Consider the following 19,402-nt stretch of genomic DNA (forward strand, 5'->3'; position numbering starts at 1 on the left):
TGAGAATGGAGTCAACTTCTTTTATGAAAACAACGGTATACAAAGTATTTGTAATTGTCACCATAGCTATGATGGTTTTCACAACTTTAGGAATACAGCCTGCTAGTGCTACAGTACCCCCGTTACGTCCAGTAGCACAGTTGAATGCACTAAAAGATAGTAATGGTAACTTTGAAAGCTTGATTGAAGATAATGATGAAGCGTTTGATGTTTCACATACTGATAATAAAACGCGTATAGCTGCTATGAAGTTTGATACTATTAATACGACTAAAAGCATTATTTCAGCTAACCTTATCTTATATGTTTTGAATGATAATGATAATATAGCTGGATTGCCAACTGCCGATTTAGTAACAAGCGTTGGGTCGAGTAATTGGATTAATGGAAGCTTTCCAAATGAGTTAACAGGTTTATCTTCAAAAAAAGTATCTATCTCGAGGAATATTACAGGTGAACCAGTTGAGGTATCAATTGATGTAAAACAGTTATTGGAAAGTCCATCTGCAATTGATGCACAACAGATTACATTTTTATTGAGCAGTGATTCTAAAAATATGTCTATTGTTAAATTAGGAAATACAATTAACCGTGCTTGGGACCCATATTTACAAATTACTTATGGTGAAGCCCAAAATAATAGTGCACCTACCGATATAACATTAAGCTCAACTTCAGTGGCAGAAAATCAACCGTTGGGATCCACGGTTGGAACATTAAGTGCCACTGACCTAGATGCAGGAGACACATTTACGTATAGTTTAGTAAATGGAGCAGGAGATACCGATAATAGTAGCTTTAGCATAGTAGGAAGTGAACTGCGAACAAGTAGTTCTTTTGATTATGAAACAAAGAATAGCTACAGTGTACGAATTAAGGTCACGGATAAAGGTGGATTGACTTTTGAAAAAGCATTTACTATTCTCATCACCAATGTCAATGAAACCCCAACAAATATTTCATTAAGCTCAAACTCAGTGGCGGAAAATCAACCATCAGGAACAACGGTCGGTACATTCAGTGCCACAGACCCTGATGCAGGTTCCACATTTACGTATAGTTTAGTAAATGGAGCAGGAGATACCGATAATAGTAGCTTTAGCATAGTAGGAAATGAACTGCGAACAAGTAGTTCATTTGATTATGAAACAAAGAATAGCTACAGTGTACGGGTTAGGGTTACAGATCAAGGTGGCTTATCTTTTGAAAAACCATTTACCATTTCGGTGACAGATATCATAGAAGCACCGATTCCAACAATCGTATCAACAGTACCGGTTAACAATGCGACAAATGTTTCTACTAAACCTATGCTAACGCTAAATTTCAGCAAAGCTATCAGTGGCGTTGCAGGAAAACATCTTCGTATCTATAATCAAAATGACAAATTAATAGAATCAATAGAAGCCACTTCTACAAATGTAACAATGAATGGCTCTAGCGTATCAATTCAATTATCCAGCAATTTAATAAAAGCAATGACTTATTATGTATTAATGGATAATGGAGCATTTGTAGATACAGACAATCAGGAAGTGGCGGGTATAACAGCGAATAATGTATGGCGTTTTACAACATTACTACCTAGCAATAATGCTGACTTAAGCAATTTAACTGTTTCACTACAAAATTTAAATCCAAGTTTTTCAAGTGGCCAGCTACATTATCAAGTCAATGTAGCTCACGATGTTACGACAATTGATGTCATCCCAACAACGGCAGATAGTAATGCAACGATTACATTAGTTGGGGAATCAGTTGCAAATGCAGTAGGGAAAACAATATCTCTAAATGTGGGGAACAATGCTAACCCTATTATTGTGACTGCTGAAAATGGTTTAACAACTAAAACCTATACGATTGATGTAACAAGAGCATTGCCTTCACTCGAAAAAGTGACAAATGTTAGCTTAAGCACGGTAGGTATAGCAACGTGGTCAGATATAGATAATGAATCTTTATACGAAGTACAGCTCTATAAAGACAGCCAACCAATTGGCAGTGCCATCAATGTACTGGCTAATAAAACAGCTCACAATTTCTTAGCAGCAATGCGAGCTGCTGGAATAGGGGTATATACAGTAAAAGTAACACCAAAAGGCGATGGGGTAACATATTTAGATGGAGATACTTCGGCATCTTCGAATACACAAACGATTAAAAAATTAGCTACTGTAACGGACAGTTTAAGCTGGGACGGAAGTATCGCAAAGTGGCAAAGTGTTCCGAATGCAGTCAGCTACGATATTCTGTTGTATAAGGATAGTGCAGTTGTCGGAACGGTAAAAAATATTTTAGCGGAAAATATTCAAAATGGAGTGGATTTTACTGTTGAGCTTCAATTAAATGGAATAGGAAGCTATACGTTTACTGTTCAACCAAAAGGAGATGAGGCTCTTATTTTAGATGGAAATCAAGGGATTTCATCTGAGCCTAACATTATTTCTCCTGTGACTTATACGGTTATGTACCATGGAAACGGTAGTACAGGTGGAACTGCGCCAATAAATAGTGCAAAGTACGGTCAAAATGCTGATGTTGTGGTGTCTGCAAATGATGGAGAACTTGTTAAAACTGGACACATATTTACGGGCTGGAATACAAAGGCAGACGGTTCAGGTACTTATTATTCACCAAATGATTCATTTAAAATGGGAACAAAGAATGTAACACTTTTTGCACAATGGGCAATTAAACAGTTTACAGTGAGCTTTGTTTCAAATGGCGGAACAACGATTAATTCGACGCAAGTTCAATATAACTCAAAAATTACAGCAAAACAGCCAGTCAAGTCCGGCTATGTATTTGAAGGTTGGTTTAAAGACGCTGCTCTAACAAAAGCATGGAACTTTGTATCAGATGTTATAACAGAGAATCTTACGCTGTACGCTAAATGGGGTAGCATCAATACAGGTGGTGGTAACACTAATCCACCAGCTAATAATTCAGGCTCAGAATCAACACCACCTTCTTCTGAGATTGAAGATATTGTAGTAGATGTAGAGTCAGGAGATGGCACGACTGTTTCGAAAACTACAATTAAACGGATAAAGAATGCAGACGGTACTTTTAATGATGCTGTGGTATTTACAGAAAAGAGCGCAAGAGAAACGATTGCAAAGTTAAAAGAGCAGGCTTCAGAAAAGGCACGTATTGTCATTCCAGATTTACAGGATAAAATAAAGCAAATTAACGTGTCGATCCCAAGAAATATTTTATCCATTCTAAAGCAAAGCTCTGTGAATTTAGAAATTGACTCTATAAACGCTAAAATTGAAATTCCAAAGAGCTCGATTAATTCTTTCGATAATGATTTATACTTCCGACTTATACCAATCAAAGCAGCAATAGACCGATTAGAAATCGAGAATCGTGTGAAACAAGAAACGCAATTTAAAGAAATCGTTAATAGTAAAATGATTCAAGTATTAGGCAGACCAATGACTATTGAGACCAATATGCAAAATATCCCAGTAACATTAACCTTACCTTTGCCTAATAATTTATCCCAAGAACAGCTTAATAATCTAGCTATCTATATCGAGCATAGCGATGGCACAAAAGAGTTGTTGCATGGGAAAGTTGTAGATTATCAAAAAGATAAGCTAGGATTACAATTTGAAGTTCAGAAATTCTCTACTTTCTCCATACTCTATTTGCCAGACAAGGGTGACGATGTTAAATATACACCTTATATTCAAGGCTATGCAGATGGTACATTCCGACCGAATGCATTTGTAACGCGCGCACAGATGGCAAGTATGTTTGCACGACAACTAACTAATAATGCGATTCCAAAGTCTAATGCGACATTTACAGATACGGCTCAGCATGATGCAAAAGATGCAATCGAATTTGTGAAGGAAACAGGTTTATTTAAAGGTGTTACGGAGACAAGCTTTAATCCGAACGGTTCCATTACACGTGCACAAATGGCAGTAGTAGCAGCTCGTTGGATAGAAAGACAGTGCAAACAAAATCCTAATGCAGATTTTTGTAAACCAACATCAGAAGGCATCATTTTCAAAGATGTTAGTAATAGTCATTGGGCTATCAAAGCAATTAATACTGTCAATGCATTGGGCATTATGACTGGCGTAACGGTAGACACATTTAATCCTGAAGGTTATTTAACACGTGCCCAAGCGGTGAAGGTGCTAAATCGCTTGTTTGAACGGCAAGTAACAACAGAACATCAAGAGCCAATATTTAAAGATGTTCCAAGTAATCATTGGGCATTTTATGAGATTCAAGAAGCGGCAAAAAAATAAAACGAACTAGAACGAAAGAGAAAAAGTGTTAGATTGACCGCAATCAATCTAACACTTTTTACTATGTCGTTGATGTCCGCTACGGTGGATGCTTTCCGCGGGCACACCGTAAGCCGCAACCGTCGCTGTCGCGCCGGCTGTTGCGTCTAACGTTTTGTGCTGTTCCCGCAGGAGTCACCGCCTTCGCTACCATCAACTAGTGTATTCTTCTATTCTTTAATTATTCTCTGTTTGTGATGTCGTTGATGTCCACTACGGCGGATGCTTTCCGAAGGTTTACCGGCGATTTACGGAATGATAGTGGCGATATCTGCTGACGTACCGGCGATTTACGGAATGATAGTGGCGATATCTGCTGACGTACTGGCGATTCACGTACTGTTACCGGCGATTTCTCTAGGTATACCGTTAGCCGCAACCCTAGCGCGATGTCCTCGTTTTACGTTCCTCGCAGGGGTCGCCGCATTTGCTACTAAAAAGAAAGAATTACTCAAAGAGGAACTGATAACCAGATCCTCTTACAGTGACTATTTTAGCTTGATGGCCAGAGATGGACTCCAGTTTTTTTCGCAAATTACTGATATGTACTTTTAATGCTTGCGTTTGTCCGATACTATCTTCCGCCCAAATGAGCTTATACAGGTCAGATGGATGGAAAATTTCCCCCGGTCGCTGTGCTAAAAAGCACAGAATATGAAATTCCTTAGTGGATAAAATTAAGGCTTCTCCATCGATGTATACTTTTCCCGAATGAACATGGAAGTGAAAATTATCGATGATTTGCACATCTTCATTTCGTATATTACCGTCTGTTTGTAATTGAATAGTCTCCTTCCGTAGAGAGACTCTTTCAATTGTTTTCATTAAGCGAGCTTTGTCAATGGGCTTCAAAATATAATCAATGGCTTGCACAGAAAAGGCATCAATTGCATAATGCTCATAAGCAGTTACAAAAATAATATCCAATACATGTGTTAAATCGCCTAATTTACTAGCAAAATCAATGCCATTCATCTCAGCCATCTCAATATCTAAAAAAAGAATATCTGGTTTGAGTGTAGGGATGTTTGCTATAGCGTCCAAAGGGTTTAAATATTTCCCGACAACATCAATTGTGCTATTGTCCTTTAACATAGTCTCTAGTAAGTTAATTGCTAAAATTTCATCGTCAACAATGAGTGCTTTTAACATTCTTTCACCTCTTTTCATCCAAAAATAGTGGGAATTTTAGTGTCACCGTCGTTCCTTCGCCAACAACACTTTCGATATGGAAAGTGGCTTTCTCGTATTTTTTTAAACGTTTAGTGATATTGCGAATCCCTACGCTCTGATGAACGGATGGCTCCTCCGATAAAATCTTGTCTATTACTTCTTGTGTCATACCTATACCGTTGTCCTGAATTTTAATATCAATCATTTGTTGATCTTTTTGAATAGTCATTGTTACTTTCCCATTTACTCGCTTGTTTCTTAAACCATGAAAAAGAGCATTTTCTACTAATGGCTGAAGAAGCAGAGGGGGGATTAGTATTTTTAAACGCTCCTCCATCTGAATTTCCCATTCAAGTTGATCTGGATATCTTGTTTGGTGAATATTGACGTAAGATTGAATTAGCATGAGCTCCTGTTCTAGAGGGATAAGGCTATTTGTATTCTCAAACGAGAAGCTGCTTCTTAAAAATGTTGCAAAATCTGTTATCATAATACGGGCTTTATCCAAGTCTAAATAGCTTAGCGATAAAATAGAATTTAAAACATTGTAAATAAAGTGTGGTTTAATTTGTGCTTGCAAAAACGCAGTCTCCATTTTAATTGCAGTTTCAGCCGATTCCTTTAGTAAGATAAGATTTCGTACCCTTGTCTTCAATTCAGCAGTATCTAATGGCTTGTGTAAAAAATCATTCGCCCCAGATTGGAATGCTGCTAGCATATCCTCTGGTCTTATGGCTGCTGTGAGCATTAAAATTGGTAACTCGGCAGAAGAATAGTTTTTCCTAATTTGTTGGCAAACCTCATATCCAGAAAGGTTCGGCATCATAATATCTAAAATCAATAAATCTATATCTGGATGCACTTGTAATTGTTCGAAAACATGCTGACTATCATCAACAGCGATAATAGAATAGTTCTCCTTTGCAAGAATATCGATTAGTACTTTGAGGTTAATATGATCGTCATCAGCAATCAGTATTTTTTTACCCATTTTTCTTTCCTCAAAATAAGGAAATGTTATCGGCAAATAATCTTTAGTTAATGTGATTTTATTCCGTTGTTGTTTATCTTGCTGGACTTTCATTATTGTCTGCACAGGTAATTTAACAGAGAAAGTTGTTCCTTGATCAACAACTGAATGGACCGTAATTTCTCCACCATGCAACTTCACAAGCTCTTTCGTCACATTTAGCCCTAGACCCGTACCTTTACTTGCGTCTTCTAACTGTCGGAATGGCTCAAATATCGACTCCAAATGTTCTGGAGCTATGCCACGACCGGTGTCACTTACTTCAATAGTCAGGAATCCTTGATCTTCGTAGCATGAAATTTCTACTTTCCCATGCCTAGTATACTTAACAGCATTTTCTATTATGTTATAAAGAATTTGACGCAGTCTATCCTCGTCAGCTACTATAAATTTTCCTCGTTCAATGTAATTGTAAATCTTTACGTCTTTATTTCCGATATACGACAATATTTCAACGATGACATGGGTCACAGAATAAAGATCAACGTTAGTAAGACGAAGCTTTAGTTCGCCTTCTTTTAACTTTGAAAAATCTAAAATATCATTCACAAGATGTGATAACTTTTCTGTGATATTAAATATGAGTGATATTTTTTCCTTTTGTTCCATCGTTAATGTAGAGCTTTCTTGAGGCTCTAACATGGAATGAGATATGGCAATCACACCGTGTAACGGAGTGCGAAATTCATGTGAGGTTTTTGCAAGAAATTCATCTTTTAACTTATCCACTCTGATTAAAGCATTTGTTAATCTACCTTTTTCTAAATAAGAATCTGTAAAACGATGAGAAATATAAAGAGAGAGCATCGTTAAACAAATGAAAGGAAGCAAGGGAGGTAAAGAGTAAATTTCTAGATTAATATTGAGATTTAAGGTAGCTACGATCATATAGATAAGAATGGCCATAGTACTAAGCCATAAATAAATAGCACCTACTAATCGTTTAAAGATTGCAATTGTTTGAATATAAAGCAAATAAAAGATATTTATTAAAATATAAATAGAATGTACAGTTTGTAGGTATGAGCTAATAGATATTGGGAGCATGACTGTAGCTAATAATAAAATGCCAATAATACAAAGTGCTTTCACGAACTTTTTATGTGAAAATTGCTGAAGGGCATGGTAAAAATACAGTAGCATGAAGATACCCGAACCAATACTCGAAATGATTTGGACTCTTATCAGAAATTCATAGCTGATAGGGAGTAACGACATTAATATTTTTTCTCCATGAGATAGACTGTATAAACCAACCATGAAGCAAAATAAAGAAAAGTAGAGCTGCTCAATTTCAAGCTTGGCATATAGGTAGGAACCAGCAAAATAAATAAACATTGTAAAAAAAGCAGCAATGGTTATTAAATCGTAAAAAAGTGAACCTTCTCTTAATTTACCAATACTTTCTTGATCCCCAATAAAAATAGAACCAATAATTCCTCCACCTGATGCATAATCGAAATTAGCTACATAAATGATGAGTTCAAGTTCATCATTTTTAGGTGAGAAATATGCAACATACGGTACATTTTGTTGAATATACGTCGAATCTTCGGCAGGTTCTCCACTTTGTCCAATACGGTTTTCGTTTATGTAAATGGCATTGGACATCCGAATATTGCCTGTTTTTATGCCTAATATAGTATCTGTATCATTAATTAAAATTTTTAAACGATAGGTACCGCTACCGAGTGTAGTAAAATTTTGATCATCAAGCTTGTACCTAGACCATAGTGATGGGACATTTACTGAATAAGAATGAGAGTTATTGAATTCGGAATAATTCAATAATTTGTCGGGAACGAAATCCCATTCTCCATCCAAGCTTACAGTATTTTTGTGCAAATCATACTGTCTAAGATCTATTACTCCTGCAACGGCTTTAGGAGCATTTTGGCTTTCATTAATGTGTAACCGAGAGGTCATCCCAATCATCACAATACTAATAATAACCATAAAAATAAGTAATAACTTTCTCATTTTCACTTTCATTCTTGTTCTCTCATTCTTATAATATTTTAGGTATTGATATTAAAAGCATAGTAAATGAATATGAAATTATACCCATATTATATCATGCGAAAGTTGACTAAGAATAGTTGAAATGCACATGATTTCCTATAAAAGATAGATGAGGATGGTTGGATTTTGTGCATTTTGTGTAATTATAGCGCATCTACTTACAATCGCTCTGTTTTTTGCTTATAATAGAAGGGTAAGATGTTTTTCTGAAAAAGTAGCCACAAAGTGAGCGATTGCGATTGAAAAAATTATTATACGTAGTATTTTTTCTTGTTTTTATAGTCATTTTTTTGTACGTAAACAATCACTGGTTGGTTGTAAGTAAGCATGTATATGAATCTGAAAAAGTACCAGTCAGCTTCGATGGACTACGCATCGTACAAATATCAGATTTACATGATGCACTCTTTGGTAATAACCAACAGAAACTCATTGCAAAGGTTAAGGCTACAAATCCAGATTATATATTTATTACAGGCGATGTTATTGATAGTAATCGCTTTAATTTGGAGCAGAGCTTACAAGCGGTGAGAGGGTTAGTCGAATTAGCGGATGTATATTATGTACTTGGAAACCATGAAGTTGCGACGAATAAGGTTAGTGAAATTTATGAGGCGCTGTCATCGTTAGGTGTACATGTGATGGCCAATGAATCGACCGTGTTAGAGCGCGACGGGGAGCGCTTGGCGATTGTTGGTATTGAAGATCCGTTAATGGGTAGATCAACTGAAGAAATGCTGGACATGGCGACTGCTTATGTTCCAGAAGACATGCTAAAGCTGTTGCTGGCGCATCGACCAGAAGTGTTTAGTACGTATGTAAATCAAGAAATAGATTTAGTATTCTCAGGTCATGCACATGGTGGTCAGGCTCGGATTCCTGGCATAGGAGGACTTGTCGCACCAGGACAGGGACTGTTTCCTAAGTTCACGGCTGGTGTTTATGAGGAAGGCAGCACCAAAATGGTAGTTAGTCGGGGGTTAGGAAATAGTAGTGTACCTTTCCGAGTTTTTAATCGACCAGAAATTATTGTGCTGGATTTAAAGAAAAAATAAGTACCGTTGACAAAAGGCAACAAGAAGTTCACATTCTTGATGCCTTTTGTCATTTTTTATGCAAATATTATTCAGTTGTTTGGATCGGAGGTCTAGTACCGAGGGCCGGTGCCAGGCACGCAAACAATTTTCCTAGCATCTCATGAATTTTAAGACTATCCCAGGAAAAATCCACGAAGACTCCTGCGGGAACGCACGTAACGTAAGACCAACAGGCGGCGCGACAGCGACGGTTGTGGCTTACGTCGTGCCCGCGGAAAGCGAAGTGGAATTTTACGATTTTAGGAGCCGATATTATGCATGTATACATGCATAGTGCCAGGCACGCAAACAATTTACTTTAGGTGATTGGAGCGGAAAGCATCAAAAGCAGTAGACTCTCCAATTACTGCGTCTTAGCTAAGCAGTGCTTTCTATTTGTTTACGTTCCGTACGTCTAACAAGATGAATACTGATTTCGTATAAAATAATCATCGGGATTAATACGAGTAACTGACTAATAAAATCAGGTGGGGTAATGACTGCTGAGCCAACGCCCATTGCGATATAGGACCAGCCGCGTATTTTTTTCATGGATTCAGCAGTAAGTACACCAATGGACGATAAAAAGAGCGCAACGATGGGTAGCTCAAATAATAATCCAAGTGGTACTGTTGTCATAATTAAAAAATGCATATATTCACTGGCAGATACCATTACATCAAAATTCGCCGCACCTAGGCTTACTAAAAATGAATAGCTAAGTGGATTCACAATAAAATAGCCGAATGCTACGCCCAGTAAAAAGAGCATAAACATAACTGGTGCATAGAGCCCGAGAAAACGGCTCTCCTCTTCCTTTAAGCCTGGTTTAACAAAGCTCCAAAGAAAGTGAACGAGAAAAGGCATTGATAGACCAAATGCCAGAGTAGTGGAAATGGTCATATAAAACTTAACGACCTCAAGTGGTCCTAAAATAATGAGTGAATGACCACGCGTAACATACGGAAACCAAATATTAATGGTAGAGAATGCGACAATAAAAAATAAAATAAAGACGACAAGTCCTTTAATAATTTGTTTCCTTAGCTCTGCAATATGCTCGAGTATTGAATCTAATGGGAAAATCGGTTTATCCTCAACTACTGTTTGTTCGATATCATTGTGAGTAATTTCAACAAGAGCCTCCCGCAATGTTGGAGGCTCCTCTTCCTTTTTATCAAGTGGACTTAAATAATTTTTTTCTTCATAAGGATCCATAGGAAACCTCCTACGAAACGTCAGATTTTTTTTCTATTTTTTTCGCAGGCTCTTCGTCGTCATCCATTAACCCTTTTGTTGACTTTTTAAATTCTGCGAACGTTTTTCCAACCGCACCACCGATTTCTGGTAATTTTTTTGGACCAAAAACGATTAGTACAATAACTAAAATAATAATTAAACCAGGAACTCCGATTGCTCCAAGACCGCCCATGGCGTCAACCTCCTATTAAATATAATTTTTTTTGGTGCATTTAAAATGATAAAACTTACACTAAAGAACCACCTGATTTGCTATATTTCAAAATACCTTCTGCACAGCGATAAGCTAATGCGCCAAGGGTACCTGTTGGATTATAGCCACTATTGTGAGCAAAGCTTCCGGAACTTAAAGCGAAAAGATTTTCTACGTCCCAATGTTGTAGATAGTTGTTCACAACGCCCTTATCCGGTGTTGTGCTCATTACTGTACCACCAGTATTGTGTGTCGTTTGATAAGGTACGATGTTGTAATCTGTAATTTCCGCATTTGGCACAATTGTTTTGGCGCCCATCTCTTTCATAATGTCAGTAGCGCGAGCTGAAATAAATTTATGAAGTGCTCGATCCTGATCAGTGAAGTTGTATGTTAATTGTAAAAGCGGTAAACCGTACGCATCTTTGTAATTCGAATCAAGTGATAGGAAATTTTCCTTATGTGGCATGGATGCACCCTGTGCACCAATACCGAACGAACGTGTATAGTAATGAATAGACTGCTTTTTAAACTCCGGTCCCCATGTTGGCGTATCAGGAGGTGTTGGATTTGAACCAATAGGGCGTGCACCTGTTTGAGTGAGTGCGATATTGCCACCATGGATAAAATCTAATTTGCTGTGGTCAAAGTTATCTCCGTTGTAATCATCAATACTCATACCGAGAGAGCCTGCACCCATAAATGTATTGTATTGGTCATCAAAGAATCCTGTAGCACCAGGTAAAATTTGATAGCAATAATTTCGACCTAATGTTCCTTTGCCTGTTGCTGAATCATATAATTGTCCAATGTTAGAAACCATTAGTAGTTTGGCATTGTTAAAGACATAGCTTGTTAATACGACAATATTCGCAGGTTGGATAAATTCCTCTCCAGATATCGTGTCGATATATCTTACGCCAGTTGCTTTGTTGCCTTGTTTCAAAACTTCCACAACGTTTGAATTGTAACGTAAATCAAAATTACCAGTTTTTAATGCAGTAGGCACTACAGTAACTTCTGCTGAAGATTTTGCGCCATATTCACAACCGAAACGCTCGCAGAAGCCACAATATTGACAAGCATTAATTGTTTCACCGTCAGGATTTTTATAGACTTCTGATAAGTTAGCAGAAGGGACCATATAAGGTGATAATTTTAGATTTTTTGTTGCTTTCTCAAATTGTTGTAGCATAGGCGTCATTTTCATAGCAGGAGTGGGATAAGCGCTTGAACGTTTCCCGGCAAATGGATTTTTATCATCGCCTGAAATACCTGTTGTTTTTTCGAATTTATCAAAATAAGGCTCTAATTGATCGTAATTTAATGCCCAATCCTGTAGTAAATAGTCAGGTCCTAATTTGTTAGCGCCATAACGCTCGTCTGTCATCGTCTTAATTTGGAAATCATAGGGTAAAAATCGGAAAGTCATGCCGTTCCAGTGTGTTCCAGATCCGCCAAGCCCCTCACCTAATAAAAAGGAACCGAGTTGACGCATTGGTAAAGCTTGCATGTTACGATTATTACGGAATGTAACAGTTTCCTTTGAAAGGTTTTGCATTAAATCATAGCGAATTGCATAGCGATATTCGTCATGAATATTTAAAAAATCCTCCGTGCCACGCTTCTGACCTCGTTCTAAACCAACTACCTTTAATCCAGCTTTCGAGCACTCAGCAGCGACAATGCCACCTGTCCACCCTACACCTACTGTTACTACGTCTACACTTGGTAATGTTGTTGCCATTTATAAAACCCCCCTTAAATTAATGGTTGCCTAATTGATTTGGTTCAATTTTTTGGAACTTAGGATCTTCAATCATTGTGATATACGCCATCTGATGACCAGGGAAGTTCTTCATGCGCCATCCTTCCATGTTGCGGTTTCCACCATATAAAGGATCTGAATATGCCCCCTCTAAAGTAGCCGCACGTAATAATGTGAAGAAGAAAGCTGATGTTACACCAGCCATTTGGATTTCACCTTTTTGAAAGGCTGTTAAAATTTCATCCATTTGCTTGCCCTCTAAATCGTTAAAGCTTTTTTTAAAGCGGCTTTGAGCTTCTGTCTCCATTTTTTCAACGCCTTGTTTGAAAATTTCTGCGCGAGTTAAGCGACTTTGATAGCCTTGTGTAGGTGCACCCTCCCCAAAAGGACCATGCATATATTCCTTAGAGTTACTACCATATTGTCCAGCTAACTGATGATCAATAAAGTAAGGAACATCTAAATCAATTGCACCTGGACCTAGATCATCTTTAGGGAAAATACGCTCAGTAGCATTCGATAAAATACTAAAATCACGCTCGTTCATGAAAAACATTTTAGCTTTAGGTGCAGCAGCTTCATTTGTAGTCCCGTTACCATGCTCTAATGTAGAAGTACCTTTACCGTTCATGTTATAGCCAACAAGACCACCTATTAATCCACCACCGACTAGTGTACCGGCTGCAATACCTGTTGTTTTTAAAAAGTCACGACGTGAGACATTATTATCTGTACTCATAAAAATCCTCCCCTCCAAGAAGTAAATAGATTGTGTTCTATCTTTTATAATCAGCAAAAAAACCAAATTATAATCAATTTGCCATGGAAAAAGTTTAAATTTTACCCAACGAAATAGACTATTAAATAACAATTTAGAAAGAGTGTGGATAAAATGTATTAGACTATAAGCACTATGCTTATGATGAAAAATACAAATTTAAACAATTTTTATTGTTAATGGAAAAGTTTTGTTGACTTCTCGTTTTCATGACCTTACTCTGAAGAAGAAGGGCAAAAAATTACAAAATTTTAAACAAAAAATTGGAGAAATGAGCAAATTAAATATGTGGATTAAAGGTATTGGTGGTAAATTAGTTGTAGCTATTATCGCTTTAGTATTTGTGACATGTGGTACGCTTGGATTTTCTACATGGTGGAATAGTACAAAAGCAGTTGAGGAACAAGTCCGAGAAAATTTAATATCTAGGGCAGAAGATGTATCAAAATACATAGAAGAACACTTCCAACTAGCATTAGTAGAGGTAGAAGCCATTGCGGAGCAAGCAGCTATCCGTAATATGGACTTTGAGGAGCAAAAGACATATTTAACGAAACGTTTTAAGGATAGTAAAAATTATTTGGGCTTTGGTATTATTACGTCCGATGGAATAGCTCATTATTTAGATAATACAACAGCTGAATTAGGTGATCGTGAATACGTAAAAGAAGGTTTCACAGGCAAGACAGTCATGTCGGAAATCACGATAAGCCGTGTAACGAATGAGCCAGTTATTTTAATTGTCACACCTATTGATACAGTAACAGGGGAAAAAGCATTATTATTAGCGCGAATAGATGGTTATTATTTATCCAACATTGTAGAGGACATTAAAGTTGGAAAAAATGGTTATGCCTTAATGTTGGACGCAAAAGGTACGGTGATCGGGCATAAAAATCACGCACTTGTAAAAGAGCAGGTCAACGCAATTTCTGCTGCTGAAAAATCTGGTGAAATGACAGGTGAATCATTAGCAGCACAAGAAATGATTAATAATTCAAATGGATATTTTGCCTTCGATACTAAGGAAGATGGCACAAATTTAATGGGGTACCACACATTTAATAATGGTTGGAAGATGGGGGTAGTCGCATTAGAAGATGAAATGCTCTCAGGGCTTTCTCAATTGAAAACAAACTTCATTATCATGACTATTATTGTTTCGATATTGGGATTGTTGATTTCATTTGCGATTTCGCGATCTGTAAGTAGACCGCTGCGTCATGTGCTTCGTATTAGTGAAGGATTATCTGAAGGAGATTTTACACAAGAAATTCCTGATAAATATTTGAAGCGTATTGATGAAATGGGTACTCTTGCGCGTGCATTAAATAAAATGGCAGACAATATGCGAGAGATGATATCACAGGTTGGCAAGGAAGCAACGACGGTAAATGAGGCATCTTGTGAATTAATGAGTGATGTGCTTGATGTGACAAAACATTCTAAGCAAATTGCAGGTGCAATAGGTGAAGTAGACCGTGGGGCACAAAGTCAAACGGCAATGGCTGAAGAAGGTGCATCAGCTATGGAGCAAATGGCATTAGGTATTCAAAATATGGCGGAAGTCGCATCGACGATAGCATCTAATACTGATTTTATTTCCGAGAAAATAAGTGAAAGTAATGGAGCCGTTAAACAATCTATTACACGTATGGATGAAATACAACGAGGAACAGCAGTAGAGCTCGACATTATCCGTAAGTTAGAACAAGAATCGAAAGAAATAGAACTGATTTCTAAAATGATTACTGATATTTCAGATCAAACAAACTTACTTGCCCTTAATGCCTCAATTGAAGCTGCGCGAGCAGGGGATGCAGGTAAAGGCTTTGCGGTGGTAGCGGAGGAAGTAAGAAAACTTTCGGAGCAAACAGCGGGGTCTGCCGCACAGATTAATGTATTAATTGATAGAGTACAAGCTTACACATTAGAGGTCGTGAAAGCAGCAGAGAGTGGCGAAGTGAATGTAGCCCGAGGATTAGTAGCTATAGAGGCAGTAGGAGAGCGCTTTGAAGAAATCGTACATGCTGTTGGTGAAATAGCAGGTCAAATTGAGGAAATGAACGCTTCGGCAGAGCAAATGTCAGCTAATACGGAAGAGGTTTCAGCTTCAATGGAAGAAATGGCGGCAACAGCACATGCTGCAAGTGATTATGTATCTGAAGTGAAAAATGCAACATCTGAGCAAATGAAAACTATAGAGACGATGAACGATCAAACTGTAAAAATGTCTGAAATGGCAAGTCGCTTACAAGGAGCAATTCGAAAATTTAAATTATAAAATGAGCGCTAAGAGGCTAGTGTAAAAGAGAAAAGTGTTAGATTGATTGCAATCAATCTAACACTTTTTTATGCCGCTGTTGTCTATGACGACGGATATTTCTACTCAACGGTACGTTTTGGGCTTTCCCGCAGAAGAAAGAATTCAGAATTGTTTGGGTGACTGGCACTTCAGTGCTTCTTGCATAGCAGTGAGCAGTTGCTCGCGGGAAATTATGCGCTCGCCGCCGCCTTGCACCGTTTGATCACTGCCGCCACCTTTACCATTAATGAATGGCAAAACTTTTGCAGCAAGGTCTTTCATGCTTGTTGGTACTTGGGCACCACGCGTCGCAACAAACTGTAGCTTGTCTTCATTTTCTGAAACGAGTAGTGCGATTGCATCCGAACGTTCAGCTACTATAAAACGAGCCAATTTTTGAAGCTCTTGTATCGAGCGATCATTAAAGGAAGCAGAAATTATATAGTTGTCACTAGATGCCAACGTTTTCGCTTCAAAGGCAAGCAATTCTTCCTTTGCCGCTACAAGTGCCTTTTCTGTCGTTTTTTGAGTTGCTAGTAGCTTTGCAAGCGCAGTAGCTGCTTCGGATTCAGGTACACTTAATTGTCTCGCAACATCGGCAAGTACAGTTTTCCTCATCGCTAGCTCTGCTAAAACTCGCTGACCACATACAAAGGACACACGCACATTCCCCTTCATTTTTTCGGTACTTAAAATTTTAATAGCGCTGACTTGCCCTGTTGATGTTGGGTGTGTACCACCACAGCCATTGTAGTCAAAATCAGGGATAATGACTAAACGAATGTCTCCTGTGACTGCTACCTCTTTACGCAAGTTGTAGTTACCAAGCTCTTGTTCTGTAATCCATTTTGTCTCAATTGGACGGTTTTCTAAAATAATGTCATTTGCTCGAGCTTCAGCCGCTGCAAGCTGTTCGCTTGATAGGGTGTCGACAGCAATATCAATAGTTACCTGTTCACTACCGAGGTGAAAGCTTACTGTTGGTGCATCAAAAAGTTCAACAAATGCTGCTGTTAAAATGTGCTGTCCAGCGTGCTGTTGCATATGGTCGAATCTGCGCTCCCAGTTCAATTTACCATGCACTTCACCAGACAAAGCGGAAGCATCGCTCTCGATATAATGACGTATTTCATCATCAACTTTTTCAACATCAATTACGTTAGTATTGTTTATCGTTCCCGTATCATGTGGCTGACCACCACCTGTCGGATAAAAGGCAGTGTTAGAAAGCACAACGTACTGACGTCCATCATCCTCAATGCCAGTACGTACAACTGTTGCTGTAAATTCACGTTGCATAGTGTCTTGATAATATAGTATCTCTTTCATTAAAAAGCCCCCTTTATATAATTTGATTTAACTTGCATTGCTAAAAGTTTTACTTTATTGTGGCATAATTGCTTGTAGGTGTATACAGGTTTTCTAGTTGACCCATGCTGAAATTGATTTATTATAGAAAAGAATAGGTAAAGATAAAGGAGCTAGTATAAATGAATATTACACAATTTTCGATGGAAGAAATTTTAGATCCGACGAATATTATTGAAGGTAAGCGCTATGAGTTTATTTTAGATGTAGACATTGATGAAGAGGATGAGCTGTACCATGAAGCGGGTATTGAAATCCGTGTTTTAATTGGCGAAAAAGAAGGTGCGCCCTTTATTTTAAATTACTTCATTATGGAAAAGGCAAAGAGAGAGTATTTAGACTTTGCGCTTGAAGATGATGAGTTAGAAGAGATTTTAACTTTCTGCAAAGAAGAAATAGCAAAAGCATAAGTACTTAAACAGGTAAAGGAAAACAATTGTTTTTCTTTACCTGTTTTTTGTAGAAGGGAAATAACCACGTGCAAAAAGTTGAGTCACCTGTTCCTCTCATTGCGCTCATTACCTTTTAAAAAAAGGTAGTACTGGAAACGTGCAATTGTAATTAGCTTTTTGATAACATTGATTTATTGAGTTGCAAAGTAATAGGCTTTTATCGCTTGATTTACAGTGCATATCAATGGTTATAAAGTAAAGAAGCGTTATGACAATTTTAAATCCTATGTGAGAGGTACTATTTGCTGTGTATGTGGTGGAAAACGTCATCTACATAGTTATGAATACTGAAATTAAGTGGTGAAAAGAAAAAGGGGGCTTGTAAGATGAAATTCGTAATCATTGGGGGAGATGCGGCAGGAATGTCCGCCGCTATGGAGATTTATAGGAATGTACCAGGGGCAGAAATCACCTCTTTAGAGCGTGGATTTATATATTCATATGGACAATGTGGATTGCCTTATGTAGTAGATGGGCGGATTTCATCAACAAAGCGCCTCATTGCTCGAGATGTTGAAACATTCCGTGATAAATATGGGATTGATGCGCGAGTTGGACATGAGGTCGAGCATATCGATGTAGAAAACCAGCTTGTTTTAGGTACACAAGCTTCAGGTGAATCATTCGAGATTGCATACGATAAGCTTCTTATTGCTACAGGAGCAGATCCAATTATCCCTGTGCAAAAAGGTGCTGACTTAGCAGGTATTCATAAAGTTAAAACAATACCTGAGTTAGAAGATTTGCTTGCAGATTTAACACCAAATATAGAGCAGGTGACTATTCTCGGTGGGGGCTATATCGGACTTGAAATGGCGGAAACAATTCGGGCATGTAATAAGAAAGTACGACTTATACAGCGAGGCAATCAAGTCGCCAATATTTTAGATGAAGAGCTAGTTAAGCATGTTCATGAAGAGGCAAAAAAGCAAGGCATTGAGCTACTATTAAATACAAATGCCGAAGCGTTTGAAGGCACTACACGTGTTGAACGAATCAAAACAGATAAAGGTACGTTAGATACTGATTTAGTTATTGTAGCTTCAGGTATTAAACCGAATACGCAATTTTTAGATGGGACTAATATTATTTTAGCTAAAAATGGCGCAATCGTCGTTAATCGTCATTTAGAGACAACTGTTGAAAATATATACGCTGCTGGCGATTGTGCAACTCATTTTCATATCGTTAAAGAACGCTTAGATTACGTACCACTTGGAACGACGGCAAATAAGCAAGGGCGCTTAGCAGGGCTTAATATGTCTGGGAAATTTGCACCGTTTCGTGGTATTGTCGGTACCTCTATACTGAAGTTTTTTGATTTAACAATCGCCACGACAGGCATCAATGAGCGTACGGCAAAAGAGCTTGGATTTGAGTATGAGGCATATAAAATTTCTGCACGTCATATTGCAGGTTATTACCCAGGAGCCCAGCGAATGTTTATTAAAATTGTTGTGCGGAAGAGAGATCAGCAACTTCTAGGTGCACAAATTGTTGGACCTGCTGGTGTGGATAAACGCATTGATGTCTTTGCTACAGCTTTATACAATAAAATGACATTACCTGATTTACTCGATTTAGATTTAGCCTATGCGCCTCCCTTCAATGGCGTGTGGGATCCATTACAGCAAGCTGCAAGAGTGAATGCACGTCTATAATATAAT

Annotated in this window: 12 protein-coding genes; 5 read left to right on the plus strand and 7 right to left on the minus strand. The window is 37.9% G+C overall.

Annotated elements, in window-relative coordinates; all coding sequences use genetic code 11:
• Nucleotides 1–5: 5 nt before the first annotated feature.
• Nucleotides 6–4,271, plus strand: coding sequence for an S-layer homology domain-containing protein (locus tag ACQKNX_RS23500; RefSeq protein ID WP_427430967.1), 4,266 nt, complete (start codon nucleotides 6–8; stop codon nucleotides 4,269–4,271).
• Nucleotides 4,272–4,757: 486 nt separating this feature from the next.
• Here ACQKNX_RS23500 and ACQKNX_RS23505 read toward each other — a convergent pair whose 3' ends face one another.
• Complete coding sequence (locus ACQKNX_RS23505) at nucleotides 4,758–5,462, minus strand: response regulator (RefSeq protein ID WP_427430968.1); 705 nt, start codon at nucleotides 5,460–5,462, stop codon at nucleotides 4,758–4,760.
• Between the two features lie 4 nt (nucleotides 5,463–5,466).
• Entirely contained in the window at nucleotides 5,467–8,505 is a 3,039-nt protein-coding gene (locus ACQKNX_RS23510; protein ID WP_427430969.1) for a hybrid sensor histidine kinase/response regulator, read from the minus strand.
• 269 nt (nucleotides 8,506–8,774) lie between these two features.
• Between ACQKNX_RS23510 and ACQKNX_RS23515 the strand changes: the two genes are divergently transcribed.
• Entirely contained in the window at nucleotides 8,775–9,590 is an 816-nt protein-coding gene (locus ACQKNX_RS23515) for a metallophosphoesterase (RefSeq protein ID WP_427430970.1), read from the plus strand.
• A 399-nt stretch (nucleotides 9,591–9,989) separates the two neighbouring features.
• Here ACQKNX_RS23515 and tatC read toward each other — a convergent pair whose 3' ends face one another.
• From tatC to ACQKNX_RS23535, 4 genes are read right to left on the minus strand one after another with little or no spacing between them, the layout of a single operon-like run.
• A complete protein-coding gene (gene tatC / locus ACQKNX_RS23520; RefSeq protein WP_427430971.1) occupies nucleotides 9,990–10,829 on the minus strand; it encodes a twin-arginine translocase subunit TatC in 840 nt (279 codons plus the stop codon).
• Between the two features lie 10 nt (nucleotides 10,830–10,839).
• Nucleotides 10,840–11,043 carry a twin-arginine translocase TatA/TatE family subunit gene (gene tatA / locus ACQKNX_RS23525; protein ID WP_139860418.1) on the minus strand — a complete coding sequence of 68 codons (204 nt, stop codon included), beginning with the start codon at nucleotides 11,041–11,043 and terminating at the stop codon, nucleotides 10,840–10,842.
• A 55-nt stretch (nucleotides 11,044–11,098) separates the two neighbouring features.
• Nucleotides 11,099–12,811, minus strand: a complete 1,713-nt coding sequence (locus ACQKNX_RS23530) for a GMC family oxidoreductase (RefSeq protein ID WP_427430972.1) — start codon at nucleotides 12,809–12,811, stop codon at nucleotides 11,099–11,101.
• Between the two features lie 19 nt (nucleotides 12,812–12,830).
• The gene (locus ACQKNX_RS23535) at nucleotides 12,831–13,571 is read right to left on the minus strand and encodes a gluconate 2-dehydrogenase subunit 3 family protein (protein WP_427430973.1); all 741 of its coding nucleotides are present in this window, start codon (nucleotides 13,569–13,571) and stop codon (nucleotides 12,831–12,833) included.
• Nucleotides 13,572–13,881: 310 nt separating this feature from the next.
• Between ACQKNX_RS23535 and ACQKNX_RS23540 the strand changes: the two genes are divergently transcribed.
• Nucleotides 13,882–15,894 carry a methyl-accepting chemotaxis protein gene (locus tag ACQKNX_RS23540; protein WP_427430974.1) on the plus strand — a complete coding sequence of 671 codons (2,013 nt, stop codon included), beginning with the start codon at nucleotides 13,882–13,884 and terminating at the stop codon, nucleotides 15,892–15,894.
• Between the two features lie 144 nt (nucleotides 15,895–16,038).
• Here ACQKNX_RS23540 and ACQKNX_RS23545 read toward each other — a convergent pair whose 3' ends face one another.
• Nucleotides 16,039–17,244: an alanyl-tRNA editing protein gene (locus ACQKNX_RS23545; protein WP_427430975.1), complete on the minus strand. Its 1,206-nt coding sequence runs from the start codon at nucleotides 17,242–17,244 to the stop codon at nucleotides 16,039–16,041.
• Between the two features lie 161 nt (nucleotides 17,245–17,405).
• On the opposite strand from ACQKNX_RS23545, the gene ACQKNX_RS23550 reads away from it, so the two are divergent.
• Complete coding sequence (locus tag ACQKNX_RS23550) at nucleotides 17,406–17,693, plus strand: DUF6509 family protein (protein WP_427430976.1); 288 nt, start codon at nucleotides 17,406–17,408, stop codon at nucleotides 17,691–17,693.
• A 368-nt stretch (nucleotides 17,694–18,061) separates the two neighbouring features.
• Nucleotides 18,062–19,396 carry an FAD-dependent oxidoreductase gene (locus ACQKNX_RS23555; protein WP_427430977.1) on the plus strand — a complete coding sequence of 445 codons (1,335 nt, stop codon included), beginning with the start codon at nucleotides 18,062–18,064 and terminating at the stop codon, nucleotides 19,394–19,396.
• The last annotated feature ends 6 nt before the right edge of the window (nucleotides 19,397–19,402 follow it).

Source organism: Lysinibacillus sp. NPDC093712 (assembly GCF_050280025.1).
In the GTDB taxonomy this organism is placed as follows: domain Bacteria; phylum Bacillota; class Bacilli; order Bacillales_A; family Planococcaceae; genus Lysinibacillus.